This window comes from Streptomyces luteosporeus (assembly GCF_039532865.1).
Taxonomy (GTDB): domain Bacteria; phylum Actinomycetota; class Actinomycetes; order Streptomycetales; family Streptomycetaceae; genus Streptomyces; species Streptomyces luteosporeus.
Map to the genome: position 1 here is coordinate 116,533 of NZ_BAAASL010000005.1, position 24,316 is coordinate 140,848.

Here is a 24,316-nt window from a genome sequence, read left to right on the forward strand (position 1 = left end):
GTGGACGGGCGTACGGACGGGACCGGCCCGGGGCCGGGCCGGACCACTATCGCCGTTCGGGCGGCCCGGTCCACTGATTCCCGCGCGGCGCGCCCTCGAAGCCGCCCGGTCCGCCCGAAGGGCACGACCTAGGGTGGTGCGGTGAACGAACGAAACGGACGGGCCACGGACCCGGCGCGGCACCCGGCCGGCGTCGAGGACCTCGCCCGGCACCTCGCGGCGCTGCCGCCCTCCGCCGGCCCGGTGCGGCTGGTCGCCGTGGACGGGCACGCGGGCTCGGGCAAGACCACCTTCGCCGGGCGCCTGGCCAGGGCCCTGGGCGGGGCACCGGTGCTGCACCTGGACGACCTGGCCACCCACGAGGAGCTCTTCGAGTGGACCGGGCGGCTGCGCACGGGGGTGCTGGAGCCGTTCCTGCGGGGCGAGAGCGGCCGCTACCGGCCCTACGACTGGGTGGCCCGGCGCTTCGGGCCCGAGCGGGAGCTGCCGGCCGCCCCGGTGGTGCTGGTGGAGGGCGTCGGGGCGGGCCGCCGGGACGTACGCCCGTACCTGGCGTGCCTGTTGTGGATGGAGTTGCCTCATGAGGACTCCTGGGCCAGGGGTCAACTCCGCGACGGTCCGGGGCTGACCGAATTCTGGGACGGCTGGAAGCGTGCGGAGGAGGCGCATTTCCTGACCGACCCCACCCGCCCCTTTGCCGAACTCCTGGTACTGCAGCGCAAGGAGGGGTACGAGTTGCTGGAGATGCCCCGGAAAACCGACTGACGAAGGCTCCCGCTCACCCTGCGTGAGGAGCGGCCGTCGGGTCCCGGCCTGGTCCGCGAACGATCACACCGAGTGGCCCAACTGCGCTTGACCCGGGGGGCGTACAGGACTTACGTTCTCAATGTGCGGCCGCCCAAGGCCGCTTGCAGTCGCGAAGCCCCCGGTTGTTCCCCCGTGATCGGGGGCTTCGTACTGCCCCCGGGCCGGTGATTCGCCGCCTTTGTCCGCGCGCACCGCGCCCCCGCATCACCCTCAGTGATCGCTCTGCGGGTCGCTTTCCCGACCGCCCCCGGTGCACGACCACGCCGCGAACTGCGCCCCCGCACCCTTCGGCCGACCCCGAGCGCGCAGGTACGATGCGAGGCGGCGCACCCCACCGGCGGACTGCCCCCGGGCACCTCGGCGGAGGCGCCGGCACTGCTGGTCAACTCCCGTCCACAGCACAGCGGTTCGTAACAAGGCGCGCCAAGGCACTCGCCCGGCGGCACGGGACGCTACGGGGGCAGGTTTGTGGGGGACGTGATGGATCTCGGCATGCAGGGCCCGCCCGCCCCGGCCGACCTCGCCTGGCTGCGCGCCGTCGAGGCCTACACCATGGGCGCCTACACGGAGGCGGAGAAGGAGTTCCGCACCGCCGTCCGCATCGACCCGGGCATGGCCGACGCCTGGCTCGGACTGCACGCGCTGCGCGCGGAGACCACCACCGCACTGCTGCGCATGTACCGCCACCGCGACCGGTTCGGCGAGCAGCGCTCCCGGCACCGACGCCCGCTCAACTCCTGGTACTGGCTGGGCTGGTGGGTCCAGCCGGTCCTCGAAAGCCACCGGGACCTGCTGCTCGCCCACGCCTCCCACTGGCTCGACGGGCGCCACGTCCCCGAGCTCGACCGGGCCCTGGCCGGCTGCCCGCCGGCGGAGACCGACCCCCAGGTGCGCTTCCTGCACGCCTGCCGCGCCTACCTCGTCAAGGACTGGGAACAGCTCGTCCGGCACACCGACCCGCTGCTGGACGACCCGCTGCTGGGCATCGAGGCCGGCCTGTTCGGCGGCATGGCCCGGGTGCGCCTGGAGATGTACGGCCAGGCCGAACCCCTGCTGTCCGCCGCCCTCATGCGCTGCCGCAGCGAGCAGCCGCAGCGCAAGGAGCTGCGCTACTGGCTCGCCCGCGCCCACGAGGGCACCGGGCGCAGCGCCGCCGCCCTGCCGCTGTACCGGGCCGTCCACCGTGTGGACCCCTCCTTCATGGACACCTCCGCCCGGCTCACCACCATCGCCGACGGCGACACCCTCGGCGGCGAGGACCCCATCGACCTGGCCGCCGTCCCCGTCGGCGGCGGACCCGCGGACGGCCCGGAGGGCGGCGGCGAGCCGGAGATCCAGCCCGTCGACACCCTCGACCTGCTCACCGACAGCGGTCCCGAGCCCGCCGGCAGCGCGCCCGTCGAGGCCGACGGCATCCGCGAGAAGTTCCGCGTCCCCGCCCAGGCCGGCCCCCACGCGCTGCCCGGCCGCCCGGACCCGGTGCTGCTGGCCCGGGCCCTGGCCGAACTGGAGCGCATGGTCGGCCTCGAACCCGTCAAACGACAGGTGCGCGCCCTGTCCGCCCAGCTGCACATGGCCCGGCTGCGGGCCGGCCAGGGCCTGCCCGTCCAGCCCCCCAAACGCCACTTCGTCTTCTCCGGCCCCTCAGGCACCGGCAAGACCACCGTCGCCCGCATCCTGGGCCGCGTCTTCTACGCCCTCGGCCTGCTCGGCGGCGACCACCTCGTCGAGGCCCAGCGCGCCGACCTGGTCGGGGAGTTCCTCGGGCAGACCGCCGTCAAGGCCAACGACCTCATCGACTCCGCCCTCGGCGGCGTGCTCTTCGTCGACGAGGCCTACAGCCTGTCCAACTCCGGCTACAGCAAGGGCGACGCGTACGGCGACGAGGCCCTGCAGGTCCTGCTCAAACGCGCCGAGGACAACCGCGACCGCCTCGTCGTCATCCTCGCCGGCTACCCCGAGGGCATGGACCGCCTCCTGGCCGCCAACCCCGGCCTGTCCTCCCGCTTCACCACCCGCGTCGACTTCCCCAGCTACCGCCCCGCCGAACTCACCAGCATCGGCGAAGTCCTCGCCGACGAGAACGGCGACTGCTGGGACGAGGAGGCCCGCGAGGAACTGCGCAGCATCAGCGCGCACGTGGTCGAGCAGGGCTGGATCGACGAGCTCGGCAACGGACGCTTCCTGCGGACGCTGTACGAGAAGAGCTGCGCGTACCGGGACCTGCGGCTGTCCGGGTACGGGGGGACGCCGACGCGGGAGGATCTCGCGACGCTGCGGCTGGCGGATCTGATGCAGGCGTACGGCGAGGTGCTCTCGGGGCCGGGCTGGACCACGAGGCGCCGCGGCGCGGCGGACGACCCGCAGGACCCGGCGCCGTAGGCCCTGCGGGCGGCTTGTGCCCCTTCGTCACGCGGTACCACGGCGCCCCGTAGGGGCGCGGGGAACTGCGCGATCGGCCACCACGTGCCCGCAGGCGGGGTTCCGGGCTTCGCCCCCGGCGCGTCGTCTGCGGGCCGTCGGTGGCCGATCGCGCAGTTCCCCGCGCCCCTTACGGGGCGCTGCACGACCCGCCGGGCACGGCCTAGGGGGCGGCAGCCCCGCTGGGAGACGGGGAGAGGGCGGGGCTGGGGAAAGCCACCGGCTCCGCCGGGACGTCGCGGTGCGCCGGGTCGCGGACCTCGCCGACCAGCATCTCCAGGACGTCCTCCAGGGCGACGAGCCCCAGGATCCTGCCCGACGCGTCCGCGACAGCGGCCAGGTGCGCCGCCGCCCGCCGCATCACGGTCAGCGCGTCGTCGAGCGGCAGTTCGGCGCGCAGCGTCTCGACGCGCCGCCACACGTGCTGCGGCACGGCCCGTTCCCGGTCCTCCAGGTCCAGGACGTCCTTGACGTGGAGGTAGCCCATCACGGCGCCGCCGGGTGCGGCGCATATGGGGAAGCGGGAGTAGCCGGTGCGTACCGTGAGCTCCTCGACCTGCCGGGGGGTGACCGAGGGGTCGACGGTCACGAGGGAGGCAGGGTCCAGCAGGACCTCGGTGACGCGCCGGCTGCCGAGCCCGAGCGCGTCCTCCAGGCGTTCCTGCTGTTCGGGTTCGAGGAGGCCGGCCTGCAGGGAGTCCTCGACGAGCCGGTTGAGCTGCTCGCTGGTGAAGACGGCCTCGACCTCGTCCTTGGGTTCGACGCGGAAGAGGCGCAGCACCGCGTGGGCGCAGGCGCCGAGCAGGCGGGTGACGGGCCGGCACAGCCGGGCGAAGGTGACCAGTCCGGGGCCGAGCCACAGGGCGGCCCGGTCGGGGGCCGACATGGCGAGGTTCTTGGGCACCATCTCGCCGATGACCAGGTGGAGGAAGACCACGAGGGCGAGGGCGATGACGTAGCCGAGGGGATGGACGAGCCCGTCGGGCAGCCGGATCGCGTGGAAGGCGGGTTCCAGGACGCGGGCGACGGTGGGTTCGGCGACGGCGCCGAGGGTCAGCGAGCACATGGTGATGCCGAACTGGGCGGCCGCCATCATCTGCGGCAGGTTCTCCAGGCCGGTCAGGACCGTGCGGGCGCGACCGGAGCCGGCCGCGGCCCTGGGCTCGATCTGGCTGCGGCGCACGGAGACGAGGGCGAACTCGGCGCCGACGAAGAAGCCGTTGGCGAGGACCAGCAGGAGGGCGAAGAGGAGTTGCAGCAGGTTCATCGCTGCACCGCCGCCGCGGTCTCGGTGCGCACGAGCCGTACGCGTTCGGCGCGGTGGTGGCCGACGCGGCGTACGGTCAGCCGCCAGCCGGGCAGCTCCGCGCGGTCGCCGGGGACGGGGATGCGGCCGAGCAGGTCGGCGACGAGCCCGGCGACGGTCTCGTAGGGGCCGTCGGGGGCTTCGAGGCCGATGCGGCGCAGCGCATCGAGGCGGCTGCCGCCGTCGGCGTCCCAGGCCTGGCGGCCGTCCTCGCAGGGCACCGGCGTGAGGTCGGGGCGGCCGGCGTCGGCGGCGTCGTGCTCGTCGCGGACCTCGCCGACGAGTTCCTCGACGATGTCCTCGAGGGTGACGACGCCGGCCGTGCCGCCGTACTCGTCGACGACCACGGCTATGGGCTGTTCGCTGCGCAGCCGCTCCAGCAGGGGCTGCACGGGCAGGGAGCCGGGGACGAGCAGGGGGGCGACGGCGATGCGGCCGACGGTGGTGCGCAGCCGTTCGGGGCCGGGGACGGCGAGGGCGTCCTTGAGGTGGACCATGCCGACGACCTCGTCGAGGCGTTCGCGGTAGACGGGGAAGCGGGACAGGCCGGTGGCGCGGGTGAGGTTCAGGACGTCCTCGGCGGTCGCGGTGGACTGCAGGGCGCTGACCTTCACCCGTGGGGTCATCACGTGCTGGGCGGTCAGGCCGCCGAGGGAGAGGGTGCGCACGAACAGGTCGGCGGTGTCCTGCTCCAGGGCGCCGGCCCGGGCGGAGTGCCGGGCCAGGGAGACCAGTTCGCCGGGGGTGCGGGCGGAGGCCAGCTCCTCGGCGGGCTCGACGCCCAGGGCCCGTACGAGCCGGTTGGCGACCGTGTTGAGCAGGGTGATCACGGGTCGGAAGAGGTGCGAGAAGAGGGTCTGCGGGCCGGCCACGAACCGGGCGACCTGCAGGGGCCGGGAGACGGCCCAGTTCTTGGGCACGAGCTCGCCGATCACCATCTGCACGGCCGAGGCCAGCAGCATGCCGGCGACGACGGCGGTGCCGGGTGCGGCGCCGGCCGGTACGCCGAGGGCGGCCAGCGGTCCGGTGAGCAGCCGGCCGAGCGCGGGCTCGGCGAGCATGCCGACCACCAAGGAGGTGATGGTGATGCCCAGTTGGGTGCCGGAGAGCTGGAAGGACAGCTCGCGCAGGGAGGCGACGACGGTGCGGGCGCGCGCGTCGCCGTCGGCCGCGGCCCGTTCGGCCTCGGGCTTCTCGACGGTCACCAGGCCGAACTCGGCGGCGACGAAGAAGCCGTTCGCCAGGATGAGGAGCAGGGCCGCCGCGAGCAGCAGCAGGGACACGGTGATGCTCATGACGCCGCCTCGCTGTGGGGGGCGGCGCAGGTACTACAGGACGATCCGTCCATTGCCGGAGTACGTCACTCCTCGGTTCGCAGGTGCCCCGGGGTGCGGGGCGGGGCACGTGTGTGCCCGTGGCACCAGAGTAATCAAGGAACCGTGGGCGACACGGTTTCAGGTCTCGGAGCGGCCCGTGCCGTGGGCGTCGACCAGGGAGCGAAGGGCCCGGGCGTCGGCGATGGCCTGCTGCTTGGCGATGCCGGTCTGGATGCCCATGGCGGGCAGGCTGGTGCCGTCGGAGAGGTCGAGGTGGACCCAGGAGTCGCCGGAGCGCAGGTTCACGCGGACGATCTGGGCCCAGGCCAGGTGCCGGGTCGTGGTGAGGTTGGTGACGGTGACGCCGTCCTCGGTGGCCACGACCTTGGGGCGGCTGAGCAGGGCGAGGACCGCCAGCCCGAGGAGCCCGGTGCAGATGAAGGTGATGCGGTCCCCCGTGGTGAGCGTCTGCAGCATGAACGACATCACCGTGAGCACCCCGAGCAGCGCGAAGCCGGTGCCGAGCAGGACGACGCGGGTGCGGGTGGGGCGGAAGGTGACGGGCAGGGCGGGCAGGCCGGCAGCCGGTGCGGGGGTGGTCACTTCGGTGGTCTTCCTCGGGCGCGGGCGGTCCGTCAGAGGCGGCAGGCGTGGATGCCGGTGGTGAGGATGGCACGGGCGCCCAGGTCGTAGAGCTCGTCCATGATGCGCTGGGCGTCGGTGGCGGGGACCATCGAGCGGACGGCGACCCAGCCCTCGTGGTGCAGCGGGGAGACGGTGGGCGACTCCAGGCCGGGGGTGAGGGCGACGGCGCGCTCGACGTGCTCGACGCGGATGTCGTAGTCCATCATCACGTAGCGGCGGGCCACCAGGACGCCCTGCATGCGGCGCAGGAACTGCTGCACCTTGGGGTCGTCGGCGGGGGCGCCGGTGCGGCGGATGACGACGGCCTCGGAGTGCAGGATCGGCTCGCCGATGATCTCCAGGCCGGCGTTGCGCAGGGTGGTGCCGGTCTCGACGACGTCGGCGATGATCTCGGCGACGCCGAGCTGGATCGCGGTCTCGACGGCGCCGTCGAGGTGGACGACGGAGGCGTCGACGCCGTTGTCGGCCAGGTGCTTGGTGACCAGGCCGGAGAAGGACGTGGCGATCGTCATGCCGCCGAAGTCGCCGACGTCCTTGGCCGTGCCGGGCCGGGTGGCGTAGCGGAAGGTGGAGCCGGCGAAGCCGAGCTGCATGATCTCCTCGGCCCGGGAGCCGGAGTCCAGCAGCAGGTCGCGGCCGGTGATGCCGATGTCGAGCTTGCCGGAGCCGACGTAGACCGCGATGTCGCGCGGGCGCAGGAAGAAGAACTCGACGTCGTTGGCGGCGTCGACGAGGACCAGCTCCCTGCGGTCCTTGCGCTGGCGGTAGCCGGCCTCATGGAGCATCGCCGACGCAGGCTCGGAGAGAGAACCCTTGTTGGGAACGGCGATGCGCAGCATGAGGGGGTGTCCTTCGTGCGAGAAACGGAAAAGAGGGGGATTCGCTGGGGTTCGCTGTGATCCAGGGGATCAGAGATGAGCGTATACGTCGTCCAGGGAGATGCCCCGGGCCACCATCATCACCTGAAGGTGGTACAGCAGCTGGGAGATCTCCTCGGCCGTGGCCTCGGCGCCCTCGTACTCGGCGGCCATCCAGACCTCGGCGGCCTCCTCGACGACCTTCTTGCCGATGGCGTGCACGCCCTTGCCCACCAGCTCGGCGGTGCGGGAGGTGGCGGGGTCGCCGGTGGCCTTCTGCTGGAGCTCGGCGAAGAGCTCCTCGAACGTCTTCTTGGACATGGTGGTCCTACCCTACGCCGCCCCCGCCCCGCATCAGTGCCAGGGCTCGGCCACCGAGCGCAGCGTGACGGCCGTGGCGACGGCCGCGGTGACCGCCTCGTGGCCCTTGTCCTCGCTCGAGCCCTCCAGGCCCGCCCGGTCCAGGGCCTGCTCGTCGGTGTCGCAGGTGAGCACGCCGAAGCCGACGGGGACGCCGGTGTCGACGGAGACCTGCGTCAGGCCCTGGGTGACGCCCTGGCACACGTAGTCGAAGTGGGGCGTGCCGCCGCGGATGACGACGCCCAGCGCGACGACCGCGTCGTAGCCGCGGCCGGCGAGGACCTTGGCCGCGACGGGCAGCTCCCAGCTGCCGGGGACGCGCAGCAGCGTCGGCTCGTCGATGCCGAGCTCGTGCAGGGCCCGCAGGGCACCGTCGACGAGGCCGTCCATGACCTTCTCGTGCCACTGGGCCGCGACGACCGCGACGCGCAGGTCCTGGCAGTTGCGCACGCTCAGCTGGGGGGCGCCCTTACCGCTCACGTTCTTCCCTCTTTCCCTGTGGTGTCTCGTGGTGCTGGTGTCTCGTGGTGCCGATTGCTTACTGGTTGCCGCAGGCGGAGACGGGCCCGCCGTCCAGCCAGGGCAGGTCGTGGCCCATGCGGTCGCGCTTGGTGCGCAGGTAGCGCAGGTTGTGCTCGCCGGCCTGGACGGGCATGGGCTCGCGGCCGGTGACCTTCAGCCCGTGCCGGACCAGGGCCGCGGTCTTGTCGGGGTTGTTGGTCATCAGCCGCAGGGTGCGCACCCCGAGGTCGGTGAGGATGCGGGCGCCGGCGGCGTAGTCGCGGGCGTCGGCGGGCAGGCCCAGTTCGAGGTTGGCGTCGAGGGTGTCGCGGCCGTCCTCCTGGAGCTGGTAGGCGCGCAGCTTGGGCAGCAGGCCGATGCCGCGGCCCTCGTGGCCGCGCAGGTACAGCACGACGCCGCGGCCGTCGGTGGCGATCCGTTCGAGGGAGGCCTGCAGCTGGGGGCCGCAGTCGCAGCGCAGCGAGCCGAAGACGTCGCCGGTCAGGCACTCGGAGTGCACCCGCACCAGGACGTCCTCGCCGTCGCCGAGGTCGCCGGCGACCAGCGCGATGTGCTCGACGCCGTCCAGGGTGGAGCGGTAGCCGTACGCCCGGAACTCGCCGTGGGCGGTGGGCAGGGAGGTGACGGCCTCGCGCCGGACGGTGGGCTCGGCGGCGCGGCGGTGGGCGATCAGGTCCTCGATGGAGATGATCGACAGCCCGTGCTTGCGGGCGAAGGGCACCAGCTCGGGCAGGCGGAGCATGGCGCCGTCCTCGCCGGCGATCTCCACGATGGCGGCGGCCGGCCGCAGCCCGGCAAGGCGGGCGAGGTCGACGCCGGCCTCGGTGTGGCCGTTGCGGGCCAGCACGCCGCCGGGCTTGGCGCGCAGCGGGAAGACGTGGCCGGGGCGGACGAAGTCGCCGGGGATGGCGGCGGGGTCGGCCAGCAGGCGGATGGTGGTGGCGCGGTCGGCGGCGGAGATACCGGTGTCGGTGCCGTGGGCGCGGGTGGCGTCGACCGAGACGGTGAAGGCGGTGCGCATGGACTCGGTGTTGCGCTCGACCATCTGCGGCAGGTCGAGCCGGTCGACGTCCTGCTCCTCCAGGGGCACGCAGATCAGCCCGCGGCACTCGCTCATCATGAAGGCGACGATCTCGGTGGTGACCTTCTCGGCGGCCACGACGAGGTCGCCCTCGTTCTCGCGGTCGGCGTCGTCGACGACCACGACGGGCCGGCCGGCGGCGATGTCGGCGATGGCGCGCTCGACGGGGTCGAGGACGATCTCGTCGCTCGCGTACCAGCTCTGCAGGGCGGTCATGCCGCTGCTCCTTCCGTAACCGTGCCGGTGATCCGCGAGCGCAGCCACCAGTCGCGCAGGCCCCACAGGACGAGGGCGAAGTAGACGATGTAGACGAGGCCGGAGAAGGCGAGGCCGCTGTCGAAGGCGAGCGGGACGCCGACGACGTCGACGAGGAGCCAGGCGAACCAGAACTCCACGAGCCCGCGGGCCTGGGCGACCATCGCGGCGAGGGTGCCGACGAAGATGTACGCGTCCGGCCAGGGGTTCCAGGACAGCTCCGGCACGGCGGTGAACAGGGTGCCGACGGCGAGGGTACCGACGGCGGTGCCGGCGAGCAGCAGGGCGCGCTCGCGCCAGGTGGCGAAGCGCACGGCGATGCTGCCGTCCTGGGCCTGCTGCCTGCCGCGGGTCCACTGCCGCCAGCCCCACAGGGCGACGCCGATGACCAGGAGCTGCTTGCCGACGCCGCCGCTGAGGTGGGCGGAGGCGTAGGCGGCGACGAGGATGAGGCCGGAGAGGAACTGGGCGGGCCAGGTCCATATGGAGCGCCGCCAGCCGAGGGCGAGGGCGGCGAGGCCGATGGTGTTGCCGATCATGTCGGACCAGATGACGTGCTGGCCGAAGAGCGCGAAAGCTTCGCCGTTGAGCCAGTCGAGGGCGCTCATGCCGTCGCCTCCGCGGTGCCGCGGCCGCCGAGCAGCCGCTCGACGTACTTGGCGAGGACGTCGACCTCAAGGTTGACGGGGTCGCCGGGCTGCTTGATGCCGAGGGTGGTCAGCTGCAGGGTGGTGGGAATGAGGCTGACGGTGAAGTAGTCGTCACCGGCCTCGACGACGGTCAGGCTCACGCCGTCGACGGTGATGGAGCCCTTCTCCACGACGTAGCGCGCGAGGCCGGTGGGCAGGGCGATCCGCACGATCTCCCAGTGTTCGCCGGGCACGCGCCCGGTGATCGTGCCGGTGCCGTCGACGTGGCCCTGGACGAGGTGGCCGCCGAGGCGTCCGCCGAGCGCCATGGGCCGCTCCAGGTTGACGCGGGAGCCGGGGACGAGGGCGCCGAGGCTGGAGCGGGTCAGGGTCTCGGCCATGACGTCGGCGGTGAACTCGCCGTCGGCGCTCTCGACGACGGTCAGGCACACGCCGTTGACGGCGATCGAGTCGCCGTGCGCGGCGCCGTCGGTGACGAGCGGGCCGCGCAGGCGGAACCGGGAGGAGTCGCCCAGCTTCTCGACGGCGACGACCTCGCCCAGTTCCTCGACGATTCCGGTGAACACGTCAGATCTCCTCGGTGGCGGTGGCGGTGGGAGCGAATGCGGGTGCGGGTGTGGCGGTGGTGGTGCGGGGCGTGGCGGTGATGCGCAGGTCGGGGCCGAGCCGGGTGACGTCGGTGACGTCGAGCCGCAGGGTCTCGGCGACGGTGCCGATGCCGGCGTGGCCGAGGGCGGCCGGTCCGGCGCCGAGCAGGGCGGGGGCGAGGTAGCCGACGACGCGGTCGACGGCGCCGGCGGCCAGGAAGGCGCCGGCGAGCGTCGGGCCGCCCTCCAGCAGGACCGAGCACACGCCGCGGGCGTGCAGGGCGGCGAGCAGGGCGCGGACGTCCAGCCCGGTGCCGTCGGCGGCGCGCGGCAGGCGGACGGTGCCGGCCGGGGCCAGGTGCCGGGCGTCGGCGTCCTCGGCCACGGCGATGAGGGTGGGGGCGGCGTCGTCCAGCACGCGGGCGCCGGGGGCGACGGCGGCGTCGGTGGTGACGACGACCCGCAGCGGCTGGGTGACCTCGCGCTCGTCGAGGACGCCGCCGCGCACGGCCAGGTGCGGGTCGTCGGCGCGCAGCGTGCCGGAACCGACGACGACGGCGTCGGCCTCGGCGCGCAGCCGGTGCACGTCGGCGCGGGAGGCGGCCGAGGTGATCCAGCGGCTGGTGCCGTCGGCGGCGGCGCTGCGCCCGTCGAGGGTGGCGGCGTACTTCCAGGTGACGAAGGGGCGGCCGTGCAGGACGGAGGTGAGCCAGGCGGCGTTGCCGGCGGCGGCCTCGTCGGCGAGCAGCCCGCCCTCGGTGCGCACGCCGGCGGCGGCCAGGGTGGCGGCGCCGCCGGAGGCGGTGGGGTTCGGGTCGGCGACGGCGTAGACGACGCGGGCGATGCCGGCGTCGACGAGAGCCTGGGCGCAGGGGCCGGTGCGGCCGGTGTGGTTGCAGGGCTCCAGGGTGACGACGGCGGTGCCGCCGCGGACGTCGTGGCCGGCCTCGGCGGCGGCGCGCAGGGCGGCCACCTCGGCGTGCGGGCCGCCGGCCCGCCGGTGCCAGCCCTCGCCAGCCGTGCGGCCCTGGGCGTCGAGGACGACGCAGCCGACGACGGGGTTGGGGCTGGTGGAACCGAGGGCGCGGGAGGCGAGCGCGATGGCGCGCCGCATCGCCTCGGCTTCGGTAGCGGTGGCCACCGGGGTCCTCCTGCCTCGTCGGGCAACGGACTCCGGGGCTGTCGTACGGGACGACGAAGAAGCGGGTACGCGACGACGGCAGGTCGCACGCCGGGAGAGGACACACGGGGCCTCCGCAGAAGGGGGTGCCCGCGCGGTCACCGGTGGCGGTGTGCCGTCGCATGCCCGCCGCGCACTGCCTCCCATCCGGACTTTAACCGTCGGTCCAGGAATTTCACCTGGTCAACCGGCCGCTGGCTGCGGCCGGGTCGCGGACTGTAACCGCCGGTTCGGACTTTCACCGACCCCGGAGTGCGCTGCGTGTGATGGATCAATTAAGGGTACATGGCGCCTGACCTGCGACTTCCGATGCGGGTCCGGCTGCCATCGAGCGTACGCCGAGCTGCGCCGCGATGTCCATGGGGACTTGACACCGTGCGCGGACTCACACTCCGCCTCACGACCGGTCCACGGGTTGATCCGGTTTGGTCCAGACCTATTGACGCACTGGTCTAGTCCTCTTAACCTCTGCCACACCTCCGAGGAGTACGGCCCGGCGGTGCGCGCACACCACGGGCCACAGCACGTCGCAAGCCCCCCACGCACAGCTCTGGCAAGAGCCCCCCACTGGAGGAACGCTCGTGTTGTCCCGAAAGAGCACCACCGGCCTGCGGCGCAGACGCGCTGCCGCCCTCGCGTCGGCCGGCGCCGCACTCGCCGGACTGATCGTCGCCGCCCTGCCGGCGACCGCCTCGCAGGCGCAGGACCAGTCCTCCTGCCGCCCCGACGGCCTCTACAGCACCCCCGGCGTCGACGTCCCCTACTGTTCGGTCTACGACGCCGACGGCCGCGAGAAAATGGGCGCCGACCACCAGCGCCGCGTCATCGGCTACTTCACCGGGTGGCGCACCGGCAAGGACGGCACCCCCGCCTACCTCGCCCCCGACATCCCCTGGGACAAGGTCACCCACCTCAACTACGCCTTCGCGCACGTCGGCCCGGACGACCGGATATCGGTCGGCGCCGACGGGCCGGGCAATCCCGCCACCGGCATGACCTGGCCGGAGGTGCCGGGCGCCGAGATGGACCCGGCCCTGCCCTACCAGGGCCACTTCAACCTGCTCACCAAGTACAAGAAGCTCCATCCGCAGGTCAAGACGCTCATCTCCGTGGGCGGCTGGGCGGAGACCGGCGGGTACATCGACGAGAACGGCAAGCGCGTCGCCTCCGGCGGCTTCTACAAGACCGCGACGAACGCCGACGGCTCGGTCAACCAGGGCGGCATCGACACCTTCGCCGACTCCGCCGTCGCCTTCGTCCGCAGGTACGGCTTCAACGGCGTCGACATCGACTACGAGTACCCCACGTCCATGAAGGACGCCGGCCATCCGAAGGACTGGGCGCTGGCCAACGCCCGGCGCGGGGGCCTCAACCAGGGCTACACGGCCCTGCTGAAGACCCTGCGCGAGAAGCTCGACCGGGCCGGTGCCGCCGACGGCCGGCACTACCTGCTGTCGGTCGCCGCGCCGTCCTCCGGCTACCTGCTGCGCGGCATGGAGACCTACCAGGCCACGAAGTACCTGGACTACGTCAACGTCATGTCCTACGACCTGCACGGCGCCTGGAACGAGTTCGTCGGCCCCAACGCGGCACTGTACGACGACGGCAAGGACGCCGAGCTCGCCAAGTGGGGCGTCTACGGCACCGCGCAGTACGGCGGCATCGGCTACCTCAACGGCGACTGGGCCTACCACTACTTCCGCGGCGCCCTGCCGCCCGGGCGCATCAACCTCGGGCTGCCGTACTACACGCGCGGCTGGAAGAACGTCACCGGCGGCACGGACGGGCTGTGGGGCACGGCCAAGGCCGCCTCGTGCCCGGCCGGCTCGGGGCTGACGTCCTGCGGCGACGGCGCGGTGGGCGTCGACAACATCTGGAACGACAAGGACGACGACGGCAAGGAGTCGCCGGCCGGCTCCAACCCGATGTGGCACGCGAAGAACCTGGAGAAGGGCATCGCGGGCGACTACCTGACCCGCTTCGGCTTCCCCGCCGGCACCCGCCTCACCGGCAGCTACACCCGCCACTACGACGCCACCCTGACCGCCCCCTGGCTGTGGAACGCCGAGAAGAAGGTGTTCCTGTCCACCGAGGACGAGCAGTCGGTGCAGGCCAAGGCGCGCTACGTCGTCGACAAGGGCCTGGGCGGCACGATGATCTGGGAACTGGCCGGCGACTACGGCTGGAACGCGGCCAAGGGCCAGTACGAGCCCGGCTCCACGCTGACGAACGCCCTGTACGACGCCTTCAGGGCCGCGCCCGGCTACGGCGCCCGGCGGGCCACCACCGACCTGCCGGAAAAGGCGCTCGACATCGACGTGGCCCTCACCGACTTCCCGCTCGGCGACTCCAACTACCCCATCACGCCCAAGCTGCGCATCACCAACCGCACCAAGGCGACCGTCCCGGGCGGTGCGGAGTTCCGGTTCGACTACGGCACCTCGGCGCCCGGGAACGCCAAGGACCAGTCGGGCTGGGGGCTGAAGGTCATCCGCAGTGACCACACTGCTCCCAACAACATCGGCGGCCTCAAGGGCGACTACCACCGGGTGTCGGTGACCCTGCCCGCGTACCAGTCGATCGCACCGGGCGCCACCGCCGTCGTGGACCTGACGTACTACCTGCCGGCCACCACGCCCTCCAACTGGAGCGTGACCTTCGGCGGCAGCACGTACGCCCTGGCCGGCGACCTCGCCCGCGGCACCACCGTGGTCGACCCGGGCGGCCCGGCGCCGACGCCCACCACGACACCCACCTCGACCCCCACGGCGACGCCCACTGCCACGCCCACCGGTGGAAGCTGCACCGCGCCCTCCTGGGACCGGGCGAGCGCCTACAGTGGCGGTGCCACGGTCTCCTGGAAGTCCCGCACCTGGAAGGCGAAGTGGTGGACGCAGGGCGAGGAGCCCGGCACCACCGGCGAGTGGGGGGTGTGGCAGGACCTGGGAACCTGCCGATAGACAGCGCGGGGCCCGGTGCGCCGGGCCGGGGAGGAGCTGCATGGGCAGCAGCAGCGCACAGCGCGCCCGCATCGCCATGGCCGCCGTCTTCGCCGTCCACGGCGCGGTCACCGGCAGCTTCGCCACCCGCGTCCCCTGGCTGCAGGAGCACACCGGCGCCGGCGCCGGGGCCCTCGGGCTGGCGCTCGCCTTCCCCGCGATCGGAGCCTCGCTCGCGATGCCGCTCGCGGGGCGGGTCGGCCACCGCTACGGCTCGCGGACGGCGCTGCGCGCCCTGCTCTTCCTGTGGTGCGCCTCCCTCGCGCTGCCGGCCCTCTCCCCCGGCGTCCCCGCCCTGTGCGGGGCGCTGGCGGTGTACGGGGCGGCGTCCGGAATGGCGGACGTGGCGATGAACGCGCTCGGGGTGCGCACCGAGGAGCGGCTGGGCCGCTCCATCATGTCGGGCCTGCACGGCATGTGGAGCGCGGGCGCGCTGGCCGGCTCGGCCGTGGGCACCGTCGCCGCGCACGCCGGCACGGACGCCCGGGTGCATCTCGCCCTGGCGGCCGCGGTGCTGGCCGCGGCGGGCCTGGTCGCCTGCCACGGGGTGCTGGACGTGCGCGCCGCGGAACACGAGCCGGCGCCGCCCCGGTTCGCGCTGCCGCCGCGCTCGGCACTGGCCATCGGGGCGGTCGGCTTCTGCGCGGTCTTCGCCGAGGGCGCGGGCCTGGACTGGGCCGCGGTCTACCTGCGCGACGTCGTGGGCACCGACACCGGCGTCGCGGCGGGCTGCACCACCGCCTTCGCCTGCACGATGGCCGCGGCCCGGCTCGCGGGGGACGCGGCGGTGCGCCGCTTCGGGCCCGTCCGGACCGTACGGGCCGGGGGCGTGCTGGCGACGCTGGGCGGCCTGCTGGTCGTGTCGGCCGGCTCGCCCGTGCCGGCCTTCGCCGGTTTCGGCCTGATGGGCCTGGGCATCGCGGTCGTGGTGCCGCTGGCCTTCGCCGCGGCCGGTCACAGCGGGCCGGACCCCAGCCGGGCGATAGCGGGCGTGGCGACCGTCACCTACACCTCGGGCCTGGTGGCCCCGGCCGTCATCGGCCAGATCGCCGGTGCGACGTCGCTGGTGGTGTCCTTCGCCGTGGTGACGGCGTGCGGTGCGGGGCTGGTGGCGGGCGCGGGCGTCCTGCGCGCCCCCGCCCGCCGTACCACGGCGCCCCGTACCGGCCCGGCCGTCCGCCGCTGACGGCCGGGCGTCCCCCTCGGCGGTGTGCGCGCACCGCCGCGGGCCGTGAGCCGTACCCCGGAGGGTGCGGCCACGGCCCGCGGTGGAGGGGGGACTTGCAGGCGCGCCGGGGTCGCGTTACTTCACGATGCCCCAGTTGTGCCAGCTGCTGCTGCGCCAGCTGCTGCGGTTGCAGTCGCCACCGTGGCGGCGGTGGTGGCCACCCCACTTGTCGTCGTCGCAGTCGTCCTTGCGGTGGTGACGCCCGCCACCGCCCCAGCGGTCGCAGTCGTCGTCGTGGCGGTTCCAGCCGCCACCCCAGCGGTCGTTGCCGCCCCAGCCGCCCCAGCCACCGTGGCCACCGTGGCCGCCGTGGCGGTCGCAGTCGTCGTGGCCGCCCCAGCCACCCCAGCTGCCCCAGCCACCCCAGCCGCCGTGGCCGCCGTGACGGCCGCTCCAGTTGCCGCTGAAGATGCCGCCCCAGCCGCCCCAGCCCCAGCGGTCGTAGGTGCGGTGCCAGCTGCTCCAGCCACCGTGGCGGCGGCCGTGGTCGCAGTCGTCGTGGCGACGGCGGCCGTGGTCGCAGTTGTCGCGGTCCCGGTCGCGGTCGCGGCGGCCGTGGTCGCAGTTGTCCCGGTCGCGGTCACGGTCCTTGCGGCCGTGGTCGCGGTCCCGGTCGCGGCCCTTGTCGCGGTCACGGTCCTTGCGGCCGTGGTCGCAGTCGCGGTCGCGGTCGCGGCCCTTGTCCCGGCCGTGGTCGCGGTCGCGGCCCTTGTCCCGGCCGTGGTCGCGGTCCCGGTCGCCGTCGTGGTCGTCGTCCCAGGTCCAGGTCTGGTTGCCGGACGCGATCTGGGGCGCGGCCTGAGCGATACCGGCGACCGGAACAACGGTTGCGGCGGCGATGATCGCAGCGGCCGCAGTGCGGCCGACGTGCTTGCGCATGTGTGTCTCCTGAATTGCAGGAAATCGGACAATGAGACTCATACCTCCCGGAAAGTGGGAAACAGCCGCCCCTCGCGGTCATACAGCCCTACGAGGTGTTTTCTGAGCCGATCGCAGCAACACGCCTGGCGGGCCGCGGCCGGCTCCGGCAGTCGGCCCGGCCGGCCGGGCCGCGCCCCGGCCGTAGCATGATGCGGATCATCACCCCCACCACCTCGAACAATGGGAGCAAGACATGGGCCTGGGCGTGCGCTGGACCCTGCACGGCGACGGGCGCACCCCCGCCCCCGGGGCCGTCGTCCGACCTGATGAACGGCTCTCCTGGCCGCGCACGGCGGGTCTGGGCGCCCAGCACGTGGTCGCGATGTTCGGCGCGTCGTTCGTTTCGCCTGTTCTGATGGGTCTCGACCCGAATCTCGCCATCATGATGTCGGGCGTCGCCACGATCCTCTTCCTGCTGGCGACGCGCGGCCGGGTGCCCAGCTACCTGGGCTGCAGCCTGTCCTTCGTCGGCGTGGCGGCCATCATCCGGGCCCAGGGCGGCGACAGCGCGGCCGTCACCGGGGCGATCTTCGTGGTCGGCGGGGCGCTGCTGCTCAGCGGCCTGGTGGTGCACCGGTTCGGCGCGCGGATCATCCACGCGGCGATGCCGCCGGTGGTCACCGGCGCCGTGGTGATGCTGATCGGTTTCAACCTCGCCCCGGTCACGGCGCGCACGTACTGGCCGCAGGACCAGTGGACGGCGCTGGCGACCATGCTGGTCACCGGGCTGGCGGTGGTGTGCCTGCGCGGCTTCTGGTCGCGCATCGCCATCTTCCTGGGCCTGCTCTTCGGCTACGCGCTCTCCTGGGTGCTCGACCGGGTCCTCGGAAAGATCCACTCGGTCAACGGCGGCACGGAGGCCGTCGACCACTGGCGCCTGGACCTGTCGGGCGTGGGCAGGGCGGACTGGATCGGCCTGCCCTCCCTGCACGGGCCCGGCTTCGGCTGGTCGGCTGCGCTGGTGGCACTGCCGGTGGTCATCGCCCTGATCGCGGAGAACGCCGGGCACGTCAAGGCCGTCGGCGAGATGACCGGCGACCGGCTGGACGACCAGCTGGGCGTGGCGATCGCCGCGGACGGCGCCGCGACGATGCTCTCCACGGCGGTCGGCGGCCCGGCCAACACCACGTACTCGGAGAACATCGGCGTCATGGCCGCCACCCGCGTCTACTCCACCGCCGCCTACTGGGCCGCGGCCCTCTTCGCGCTGCTCTTCGGCGTCTGCCCCAAGTTCGGCGCGGTCGTCGCGGCCGTGCCGGGCGGCGTGCTCGGCGGGATCACCGTCATCCTGTACGGCATGATCGGCCTGCTGGGCGCGCAGATCTGGGTGCACAACAAGGTCGACCTGCGCAACCCGCTGAACCTGGTGCCGGTCGCGGCGGGCATCATCATCGGCATCGGCGGGGTGAGCCTGAAGTTCTCCAGCTCCTTCGAGCTGGGCGGCATCGCGCTCGGCACGGTCGTGGTGCTCTCCGGCTACCACGTGCTGCGCGCGCTGGCCCCGGCCCACATGAAGCAGCAGGAGCCACTGCTGGACGAGGGCACGAGCAGCTACGACCCGGTCGGGGAGAACAGGGGCACGGTCACCCCTTCTGATTAATTCGGGAACCCGACCGCCTACGCTCCGTGTTCAGCTGTCACTCTGTGCTTATGACGATCATGCGGGCACAGCCGGCACCGCCGACCGGCATCGACGGGGTGCTGGAGCGCATGCGCGGGCTGCGGGCCGCGCTGCCGCCGCGGGACGGCGTGGCCGTGTTCAACCGGGTGTACCTGTCGGTCACCGAGGAGATCGGCCGCCGGGCCGCGGCGGGGGAGTTCGGCGACGGGCGGGCGGCGGCCGAGCTGGACGTCCGCTTCGCCAGGCGCTACCTGTACGCCGTCGACCAGGCGTCCCTCGGCCGGCGGCAGCCCGCCTGCTGGCAGCCGCTGTTCCAGCTGCGCGGCCACCCGGCCGTGCAGCCCCTGCAGTTCGCCCTCGCGGGGATCAACGCCCACATCGGGCACGACCTGGCCCTGGCCCTGCTGGAGACCTGCCGGGTGCTGGACGCCGAGCCGCGGGCCCTGCAGCCGGACTTCCGCCGCATCGGCGCGATGCTGGTGGCGATGGAGGAGCGGATCCGCGAGGAGCTGATGCCCGGCCCCGACCTGCTGGACGTCGCCGATCCGCTCACCCACCTGGTCGGCTCCTGGACGCTGGAGGCCGCGCGCGGCGCGGCGTGGGCGTCCTTCCGCACGCTGTGGGCGGTGCGCCACCTGCCGGACGTGGTCGAGGAGTTCACCGACCGGGTGGACGCCAGCGTGGGCATGGTGGGCAGGTGCCTGCTCACCCCCCTGGGATGAGCAGGCACCTGCAGCTTCGTCGTCGCCCGGTCAGTCCTCCGGCAGCTCGACCGGGGCGATCTCGTCGTAGACGTCGCCGGGGCCGGGGTTGGACGGGTCGGTGGCGCCACCGAGCTGGTGCATCACGCCCCACACCGCGTTGAGCGCCGTCTGCACCGCGCCCTCGGCCCAGCCGGCCGTCCAGGAGATGTCGTCGCCCGCGAGGAAGATGCCCCGCTTGTCCTCCGGCAGCCGGTCCTGCATGAAGTGGGTGTACAGGCGCCGCTGGTAGCGGTAGTGGCCGGGCAGGTTGGCCTTGAACGCGCCCATGAAGTAGGGCTCGTTCTCCCAGGAGATCGTCACCGGGTTGCCGATGATGTGCTTGCGGATGTCGACCTTCGGGTATATCTCGCCGAGCGACTTGAGCATGACCTCCAGGCGCTCGTTCGCCGACAGCGGCAGCCACTTGAGGCTGTCGTCGCACCAGGTGTACGACAGGCAGATCACCGCGGGCTTGTCGGGGCCGTTGTCCAGCAGGTAGGTGCCGCGGGTCATGCGGTCGGTGAGCGTCATCGACATGACGTCCCGCCCGGTCTCCTCGTCCTTGTCCAGCCAGAACGGCCGGTCCACGGGCACGAAGAGCTTGGAGGACTCCATGTAGTGGGTGCGCTCGATCGCCGTCCAGTGGTCGATCGGGAAGAGCGAGTCGTCGCACTCGATCTTCGACAGCAGCATCCAGGACTGGGCGGTGAAGATGGCCGCCCGGTAGGTGCGGATGTCGCCGCCCGCGTCGGTGACCGTGATGCGGTTGCCGGCGGTGCGGTGCAGCCGGGTCACGGCCGGGCGCGGCGCGCCGCCGTGCAGCGAGGACAGCGAGGTGCCCTGCGCCCAGTGGACGATCTTCGCCGGCTCGCGCTCCCACAGGCGCAGCGGCAGCTGCTGGCTGCCACCGACGATGCCGCGGTGGTGGTCGTCGGCCTCGGTGTAGACGACGCGCAGGATCTCCAGGATGGAGTTGGGGAAGTCGGTGTCCCAGCCGCCGGTGCCGAAGCCGACCTGGCCGAAGATCTCGCGGTGCCGGAAGGACTTGAAGGCCTCCGACTCGCACAGGAAGCCGTAGAAGGTCTGGTTGTCGAGCTTCTCGACCAGCTTGGCCCAGATCTCGCGGATGCGCGGCACGTCGCGCTCGCGCATGGCGCGGTTCATGTCGGAGAAGTCGGCGCCCTCCTCCAGGCAGGCGTTCCACGCGGTGGCCACGTCGCGGTAGACCTGCGGCAGGTCGTCGATGGTCTCCGCGTAGTGCGACTCGCCCTTGAGGTCGACGACCGTCGAGGGGGTGTCGGGCGCGAGGGGGTTGGGGAACGGCTTGGTCTCCAGGCCCACCAGGTCGATGTAGTGCTGGAAGGCGGTGGAGGACGGCGGGAAGCGCATCGCGCCCATCTCGGCCGTCAGCTCGTCGTCGCAGCCCTCGAAACCGACGGTCCGCAGCCGCCCGCCGATCTGGTCCGCCTCGTAGACGACGGGCTTGAGGCCCATCTTCATCAGCTCGTAGGCGGCGACGATGCCGGACAGGCCACCGCCGATGACGGCGACCTCGGTGCCGTGCTCGGTGGCCGGCACCTGGCCCAGGCCCGCCGGGTGGGCGAGGAAGTCGTCGTACGCGAACGGGAAGTCCGGGCCGAACATGGTGATCGGCGGCAGGGCGGGCTGGGCCTGCTCGTGCTCGTCGTGGGCGGCGGGGGGCACCGTGGACGTCATCGGCTGGACTCTCCTACTGGCAGGGGGTGTCGAGGGGCGGCGGACAGGGGGAGGGGGACGCCGCCGGCTTCGGCTGGGGGGTTCGGGTGGGGCTTCAGGTGAGCGAGGCGTACAGGCCGGGGCGGCGGTCGCTCAGGTAGGTGTTCTCGGCGCGGGACGCCGCGAGCAGGCGCGGGTCCACCTCCGCCAGGAGCAGGTCCTCGCCGGCGCCGGCGCGGGCGCGCACGGTCCCGTCCGGGGCGGCGAGGCAGGACAGCCCGGCGAAGGCGAAGTCCCCTTCGGCACCGCAGCGGTTGACGTAGGCGATGTAGAGCTGGCTCTCCCAGGCCCGGGCCGGGACGATCGTCTGCGGGACGATCTCGTAGGGCCGCATCAGGGCGGTGGGCACGAGCAGCAGCTCGGTGCCGGCCAGCGCATGGGCCCGTACGGTCTCGGGGAACTCCACGTCGTAGCAGATCAGCAGGCCGAGGCGGACGCCGTCGAGGTCGGCCTGGACGACGAGGTCCCGGCCGGGGGTGAAGCAGGTCGTCTCGTACTCGCCGAACAGGTGCGTCTTGCGGTAGGTGGCGAGCGGGGCGCCGTCGGGGCCCACGAGGCCCAGGGTGTTGAAGACCGCCTCGCCGTCGCGCTCGGGGTAGCCGTAGCCGATGGCGATGCCGTGCTCGGCCGCGATGCGGGCCACGGCCCGGGCGGACGGCCCGTCGGCGGGCTCGGCCAGGTCGCGGACGGCGGGACCGAGGGCGTACCCGGTCAGGAACAGCTCGTTCGTCAGCAGCAGCCGGGCGCCGGCGGCAGCGGCCCGCCGGGCGGCGGCGGACAGGGCGTCGAGGCTGTCGGCAAGGGCGGAGGGAACGCCGCTGGGGCCTTGGTACAGCGCGATGCGCAGCGGCGTCATGCGTTCCTCTCCGGTGACGGACGGGCGAATTGAGAAAGACGGTACGGTCCGGTAACCGGCCGGTACAAGGCGTCGACGTTGCGCGCAGCCGCGCGATTCGTTGCGCGTTTTCCCGCGTCGGCGGCGATTCGTTGCGCGCTCTTTTCCCGCCTATGCGGCTCCGCCGCGCGGGCTGCGGGCCGTAGGTGGCCGATCGCGCAGTTCCCCGCGCCCCTTACGGGGCGCCCCGTAAGGGGCGCGGGGAACTGCGCGACAAGCCACGACGCGCCCGCAGACGAAGTGCCGGGCTTCTACGCCGCTCCGCGCCCCTACGGGGCGCTGCGTACCGCGCGCACCCATGCCTCCATTCCGGCCAGGAAGCCCGCCCGCTCCTGCGGGCCGAGCTCGTCCAGGACCCGCAGCAGCGGTTCCATGCGCCGGCCGAGGAACGTCTCGACCGCGCCGCGGTACTCCTCGGCGAGGGTGACCAGGACGCGCCGCCGGTTCGCCGGGTCCTCCGCGCGCCGCACGACGCCGGCCCGGCTCAGCGCTCCCACGAGTTCGCTCGCGGTGGGCAGCGAGACCTTCAGCCGCCCGGCGATCTCGCCGACCGTCAGCGGCACTCCGGCCAGCAGATGGGGCAGCACGGCCCCGTGCCGGGCGGTCAGGCCGCCCGACTCCATCGCCTCCAGCAGCATCGGGGGCATCTGCTCGTGCACCACGGACTTCCGGAAGAAGGGCTCCAATTGCGGTACGAGCGCGATGACTTCGAGCTCGGCGGGGCTCGGTCTCCGGGGCGCTTCCCCCGTGTCGTTGCGGTGCGGCATACTGCGAGTCTAGATGGTTCGGAAATCCAAACAGTTCGGCTCTCCGAAAGGTGCATCCCATGCCGTCGATCAGCTACACCGATGCGGTCAACGAGGCCCTGGAACGCTTGGACGATCTCGGGTACGAGCGGGGCCAGGGCACCGACCTGGCCAATCACGGCCCCATGGGTGCCGAGGCGGTCGCCGTGCTCGGCCACGGCGACGAGGTGGGCCGCTGGGTCGAGCGCTACCGCCGCGCCATGGAGCACCACGAGCCGCCCGCCGCCCGCTTCGCCCTGGACCCGGCCGACGAGGCGTCCTGGCGCCCGGCCCTGGGCGCCTTCGAGCGGGCCGGCGACTGGGAGCGCCTGTTCGCCCGCGAGCTGGCCGAGGCCCCCTGGCGCGAGGTGCTGGTGCGCTGGTGGCCGCGCCTGCTGCCGGGGCTCTTCGCCGGCCTGACCCACGGCCTGATCCGCACCGCGCACGCCGTGCGCGGCCTGTACGCGGCCGGCGAGCCCACCCGGCTGCAGCTGGACGAGCTGGCGCGGGGGCTGGCGTACTGGGCCGCGCGCTGGACCGCGCTGCCGGGCCGGCCGCGGCTGGGCGGCCCGCACGACCTGCCGTCGGCCGTCGCCGCCCTTCCCCGCACACCGGTGGACGGCACCCCGGGGCCCGACATGTTCCGGCAGCGCTTCGCCTCCCTCGGCGACCTCGACGGCTACGGCGAGGCGCTCGGCTGGCTCGCCCCGCAGCAGGCGCCGCGGCTGCTGAGCGAGATGACGGTGCAGTTCGCCGACGTCTACCTCGGGCACCCGGAGGTCTTCCCCGTACCGCTGGTCCACGGCGTCACCGCGCCCGCCGCCGCCCGCCTGGTGCTGCCGCACCTGCCGCACGAGCTGTACGAGCCCACGCTGGCCGCCCTGTGGCAGGTCCAGGTCGGCTTCCTGCTGTGCATGACGACCGACCGGCGCGGCGAGGGCACCGACGCCTGGCGCGCGGAGGCGGCGGACATGCCGCCGGTCGACGAGCTGGGCGCCCGGGCCGTGGAGCACGGCGACGAGCACGTCGTGAAGTTCACCGAGGCGTGCCTGCGGGAGTACGCGCTGCGGCCCGACCCGCGCTACCCGGCCGCCGCGTACGCCGCCCAGCAGCGCATCAAGCGGCTGGACGACGGCGGCGGCGTCTCGCGCTTCGTCCGGTGAGGACCGTGCGGGCGCGGCCACGCCGTGCCCGGCGGACGGTGCAGCGCCCCGTAAGGGCGCGGGGCAGTGCCCGATCCGCGGCTGCCGCCGCGTGGGCGCAACAAGCCACGACGCGCCCGCAGGCAGGGTGCCGTGCTCCGCCCGGGCCCCCGGGTTGCGCGTCGACTGCGGGCCGTCAGTGGCCGATCGCGCAGTTCCCCGCGCCCCTGACGGGGCACT

Annotated in this window: 21 protein-coding genes and 1 riboswitch; of the genes, 7 read left to right on the top strand and 14 right to left on the bottom strand. The window is 73.3% G+C overall.

Features of this window, described 5'->3' with window-relative positions:
• The first annotated feature begins 141 nt into the window (after positions 1-141).
• Together ABD361_RS07685 and ABD361_RS07690 are read left to right on the top strand one after the other, a co-directional pair.
• Positions 142-765 carry a uridine kinase family protein gene (locus tag ABD361_RS07685; RefSeq protein WP_344434063.1) on the top strand — a complete coding sequence of 208 codons (624 nt, stop codon included), beginning with the start codon at positions 142-144 and terminating at the stop codon, positions 763-765.
• 522 nt (positions 766-1,287) lie between these two features.
• Positions 1,288-3,189, top strand: coding sequence for an AAA family ATPase (locus tag ABD361_RS07690; RefSeq protein ID WP_344434064.1), 1,902 nt, complete (start codon positions 1,288-1,290; stop codon positions 3,187-3,189).
• A 202-nt stretch (positions 3,190-3,391) separates the two neighbouring features.
• Here the strand turns inward: ABD361_RS07690 and ABD361_RS07695 are convergent, their stop codons facing one another.
• The 10 genes from ABD361_RS07695 to ribD form a co-directional block, all read right to left on the bottom strand.
• Positions 3,392-4,495 (bottom strand): hemolysin family protein, encoded by a 1,104-nt coding sequence (locus tag ABD361_RS07695; RefSeq protein ID WP_344434065.1) that lies wholly within the window; start codon positions 4,493-4,495, stop codon positions 3,392-3,394.
• On the bottom strand, positions 4,492-5,829 hold the full coding sequence (locus ABD361_RS07700; RefSeq protein ID WP_344434066.1) for a hemolysin family protein: 1,338 nt from the start codon (positions 5,827-5,829) through the stop codon (positions 4,492-4,494). Before ABD361_RS07700 ends, ABD361_RS07695 begins: the two co-directional genes overlap by 4 nt.
• Positions 5,830-5,988: 159 nt before the next feature.
• Complete coding sequence (locus ABD361_RS07705) at positions 5,989-6,453, bottom strand: PH domain-containing protein (RefSeq protein ID WP_344434067.1); 465 nt, start codon at positions 6,451-6,453, stop codon at positions 5,989-5,991.
• 32 nt (positions 6,454-6,485) lie between these two features.
• Entirely contained in the window at positions 6,486-7,334 is an 849-nt protein-coding gene (gene hisG / locus ABD361_RS07710; protein WP_344434068.1) for an ATP phosphoribosyltransferase, read from the bottom strand.
• Positions 7,335-7,403: 69 nt separating this feature from the next.
• On the bottom strand, positions 7,404-7,673 hold the full coding sequence (locus ABD361_RS07715) for a phosphoribosyl-ATP diphosphatase (protein WP_109278790.1): 270 nt from the start codon (positions 7,671-7,673) through the stop codon (positions 7,404-7,406).
• 33 nt (positions 7,674-7,706) lie between these two features.
• Positions 7,707-8,192 carry a 6,7-dimethyl-8-ribityllumazine synthase gene (gene ribH, locus ABD361_RS07720; protein ID WP_344434070.1) on the bottom strand — a complete coding sequence of 162 codons (486 nt, stop codon included), beginning with the start codon at positions 8,190-8,192 and terminating at the stop codon, positions 7,707-7,709.
• A gap of 58 nt (positions 8,193-8,250) precedes the next feature.
• Complete coding sequence (locus tag ABD361_RS07725; RefSeq protein ID WP_344434071.1) at positions 8,251-9,531, bottom strand: bifunctional 3,4-dihydroxy-2-butanone-4-phosphate synthase/GTP cyclohydrolase II; 1,281 nt, start codon at positions 9,529-9,531, stop codon at positions 8,251-8,253.
• On the bottom strand, positions 9,528-10,178 hold the full coding sequence (locus ABD361_RS07730; RefSeq protein ID WP_344434073.1) for a nicotinamide mononucleotide transporter family protein: 651 nt from the start codon (positions 10,176-10,178) through the stop codon (positions 9,528-9,530). The genes ABD361_RS07725 and ABD361_RS07730 overlap by 4 nt, the downstream gene beginning before the upstream one ends.
• A complete protein-coding gene (locus ABD361_RS07735; protein WP_344434074.1) occupies positions 10,175-10,786 on the bottom strand; it encodes a riboflavin synthase in 612 nt (203 codons plus the stop codon). Before ABD361_RS07735 ends, ABD361_RS07730 begins: the two co-directional genes overlap by 4 nt.
• Before the next feature lies 1 nt (position 10,787).
• A complete protein-coding gene (ribD, locus tag ABD361_RS07740; RefSeq protein ID WP_344434075.1) occupies positions 10,788-11,948 on the bottom strand; it encodes a bifunctional diaminohydroxyphosphoribosylaminopyrimidine deaminase/5-amino-6-(5-phosphoribosylamino)uracil reductase RibD in 1,161 nt (386 codons plus the stop codon).
• 168 nt (positions 11,949-12,116) lie between these two features.
• Positions 12,117-12,247: riboswitch (FMN riboswitch) on the bottom strand.
• 324 nt (positions 12,248-12,571) lie between these two features.
• On the opposite strand from ribD, the gene ABD361_RS07745 reads away from it, so the two are divergent.
• Complete coding sequence (locus tag ABD361_RS07745; protein WP_344434076.1) at positions 12,572-14,947, top strand: chitinase C-terminal domain-containing protein; 2,376 nt, start codon at positions 12,572-12,574, stop codon at positions 14,945-14,947.
• 40 nt (positions 14,948-14,987) lie between these two features.
• A complete protein-coding gene (locus ABD361_RS07750; protein ID WP_344434077.1) occupies positions 14,988-16,172 on the top strand; it encodes an MFS transporter in 1,185 nt (394 codons plus the stop codon).
• 117 nt (positions 16,173-16,289) lie between these two features.
• Here ABD361_RS07750 and ABD361_RS07755 read toward each other — a convergent pair whose 3' ends face one another.
• Positions 16,290-17,093 carry a hypothetical protein gene (locus ABD361_RS07755; protein WP_344434078.1) on the bottom strand — a complete coding sequence of 268 codons (804 nt, stop codon included), beginning with the start codon at positions 17,091-17,093 and terminating at the stop codon, positions 16,290-16,292.
• A gap of 235 nt (positions 17,094-17,328) precedes the next feature.
• On the opposite strand from ABD361_RS07755, the gene ABD361_RS07760 reads away from it, so the two are divergent.
• Together ABD361_RS07760 and ABD361_RS07765 are read left to right on the top strand one after the other, a co-directional pair.
• Entirely contained in the window at positions 17,329-18,735 is a 1,407-nt protein-coding gene (locus ABD361_RS07760; RefSeq protein WP_344434079.1) for a uracil-xanthine permease family protein, read from the top strand.
• 50 nt (positions 18,736-18,785) lie between these two features.
• A complete protein-coding gene (locus ABD361_RS07765; protein WP_344434080.1) occupies positions 18,786-19,478 on the top strand; it encodes a DUF5995 family protein in 693 nt (230 codons plus the stop codon).
• Between the two features lie 30 nt (positions 19,479-19,508).
• Here ABD361_RS07765 and ABD361_RS07770 read toward each other — a convergent pair whose 3' ends face one another.
• The 3 genes from ABD361_RS07770 to ABD361_RS07780 form a co-directional block, all read right to left on the bottom strand.
• Positions 19,509-21,215, bottom strand: a complete 1,707-nt coding sequence (locus ABD361_RS07770) for a flavin monoamine oxidase family protein (RefSeq protein WP_344434081.1) — start codon at positions 21,213-21,215, stop codon at positions 19,509-19,511.
• Between the two features lie 94 nt (positions 21,216-21,309).
• Positions 21,310-22,110, bottom strand: a complete 801-nt coding sequence (locus tag ABD361_RS07775; protein WP_344434082.1) for a carbon-nitrogen hydrolase family protein — start codon at positions 22,108-22,110, stop codon at positions 21,310-21,312.
• A 308-nt stretch (positions 22,111-22,418) separates the two neighbouring features.
• Positions 22,419-22,916, bottom strand: a complete 498-nt coding sequence (locus tag ABD361_RS07780; RefSeq protein ID WP_344434083.1) for a MarR family winged helix-turn-helix transcriptional regulator — start codon at positions 22,914-22,916, stop codon at positions 22,419-22,421.
• Between the two features lie 59 nt (positions 22,917-22,975).
• Here ABD361_RS07780 and ABD361_RS07785 point away from each other — a divergent pair, with 59 nt between their 5' ends.
• Positions 22,976-24,097, top strand: coding sequence for a hypothetical protein (locus ABD361_RS07785; RefSeq protein ID WP_344434084.1), 1,122 nt, complete (start codon positions 22,976-22,978; stop codon positions 24,095-24,097).
• Positions 24,098-24,316: the final 219 nt, after the last annotated feature.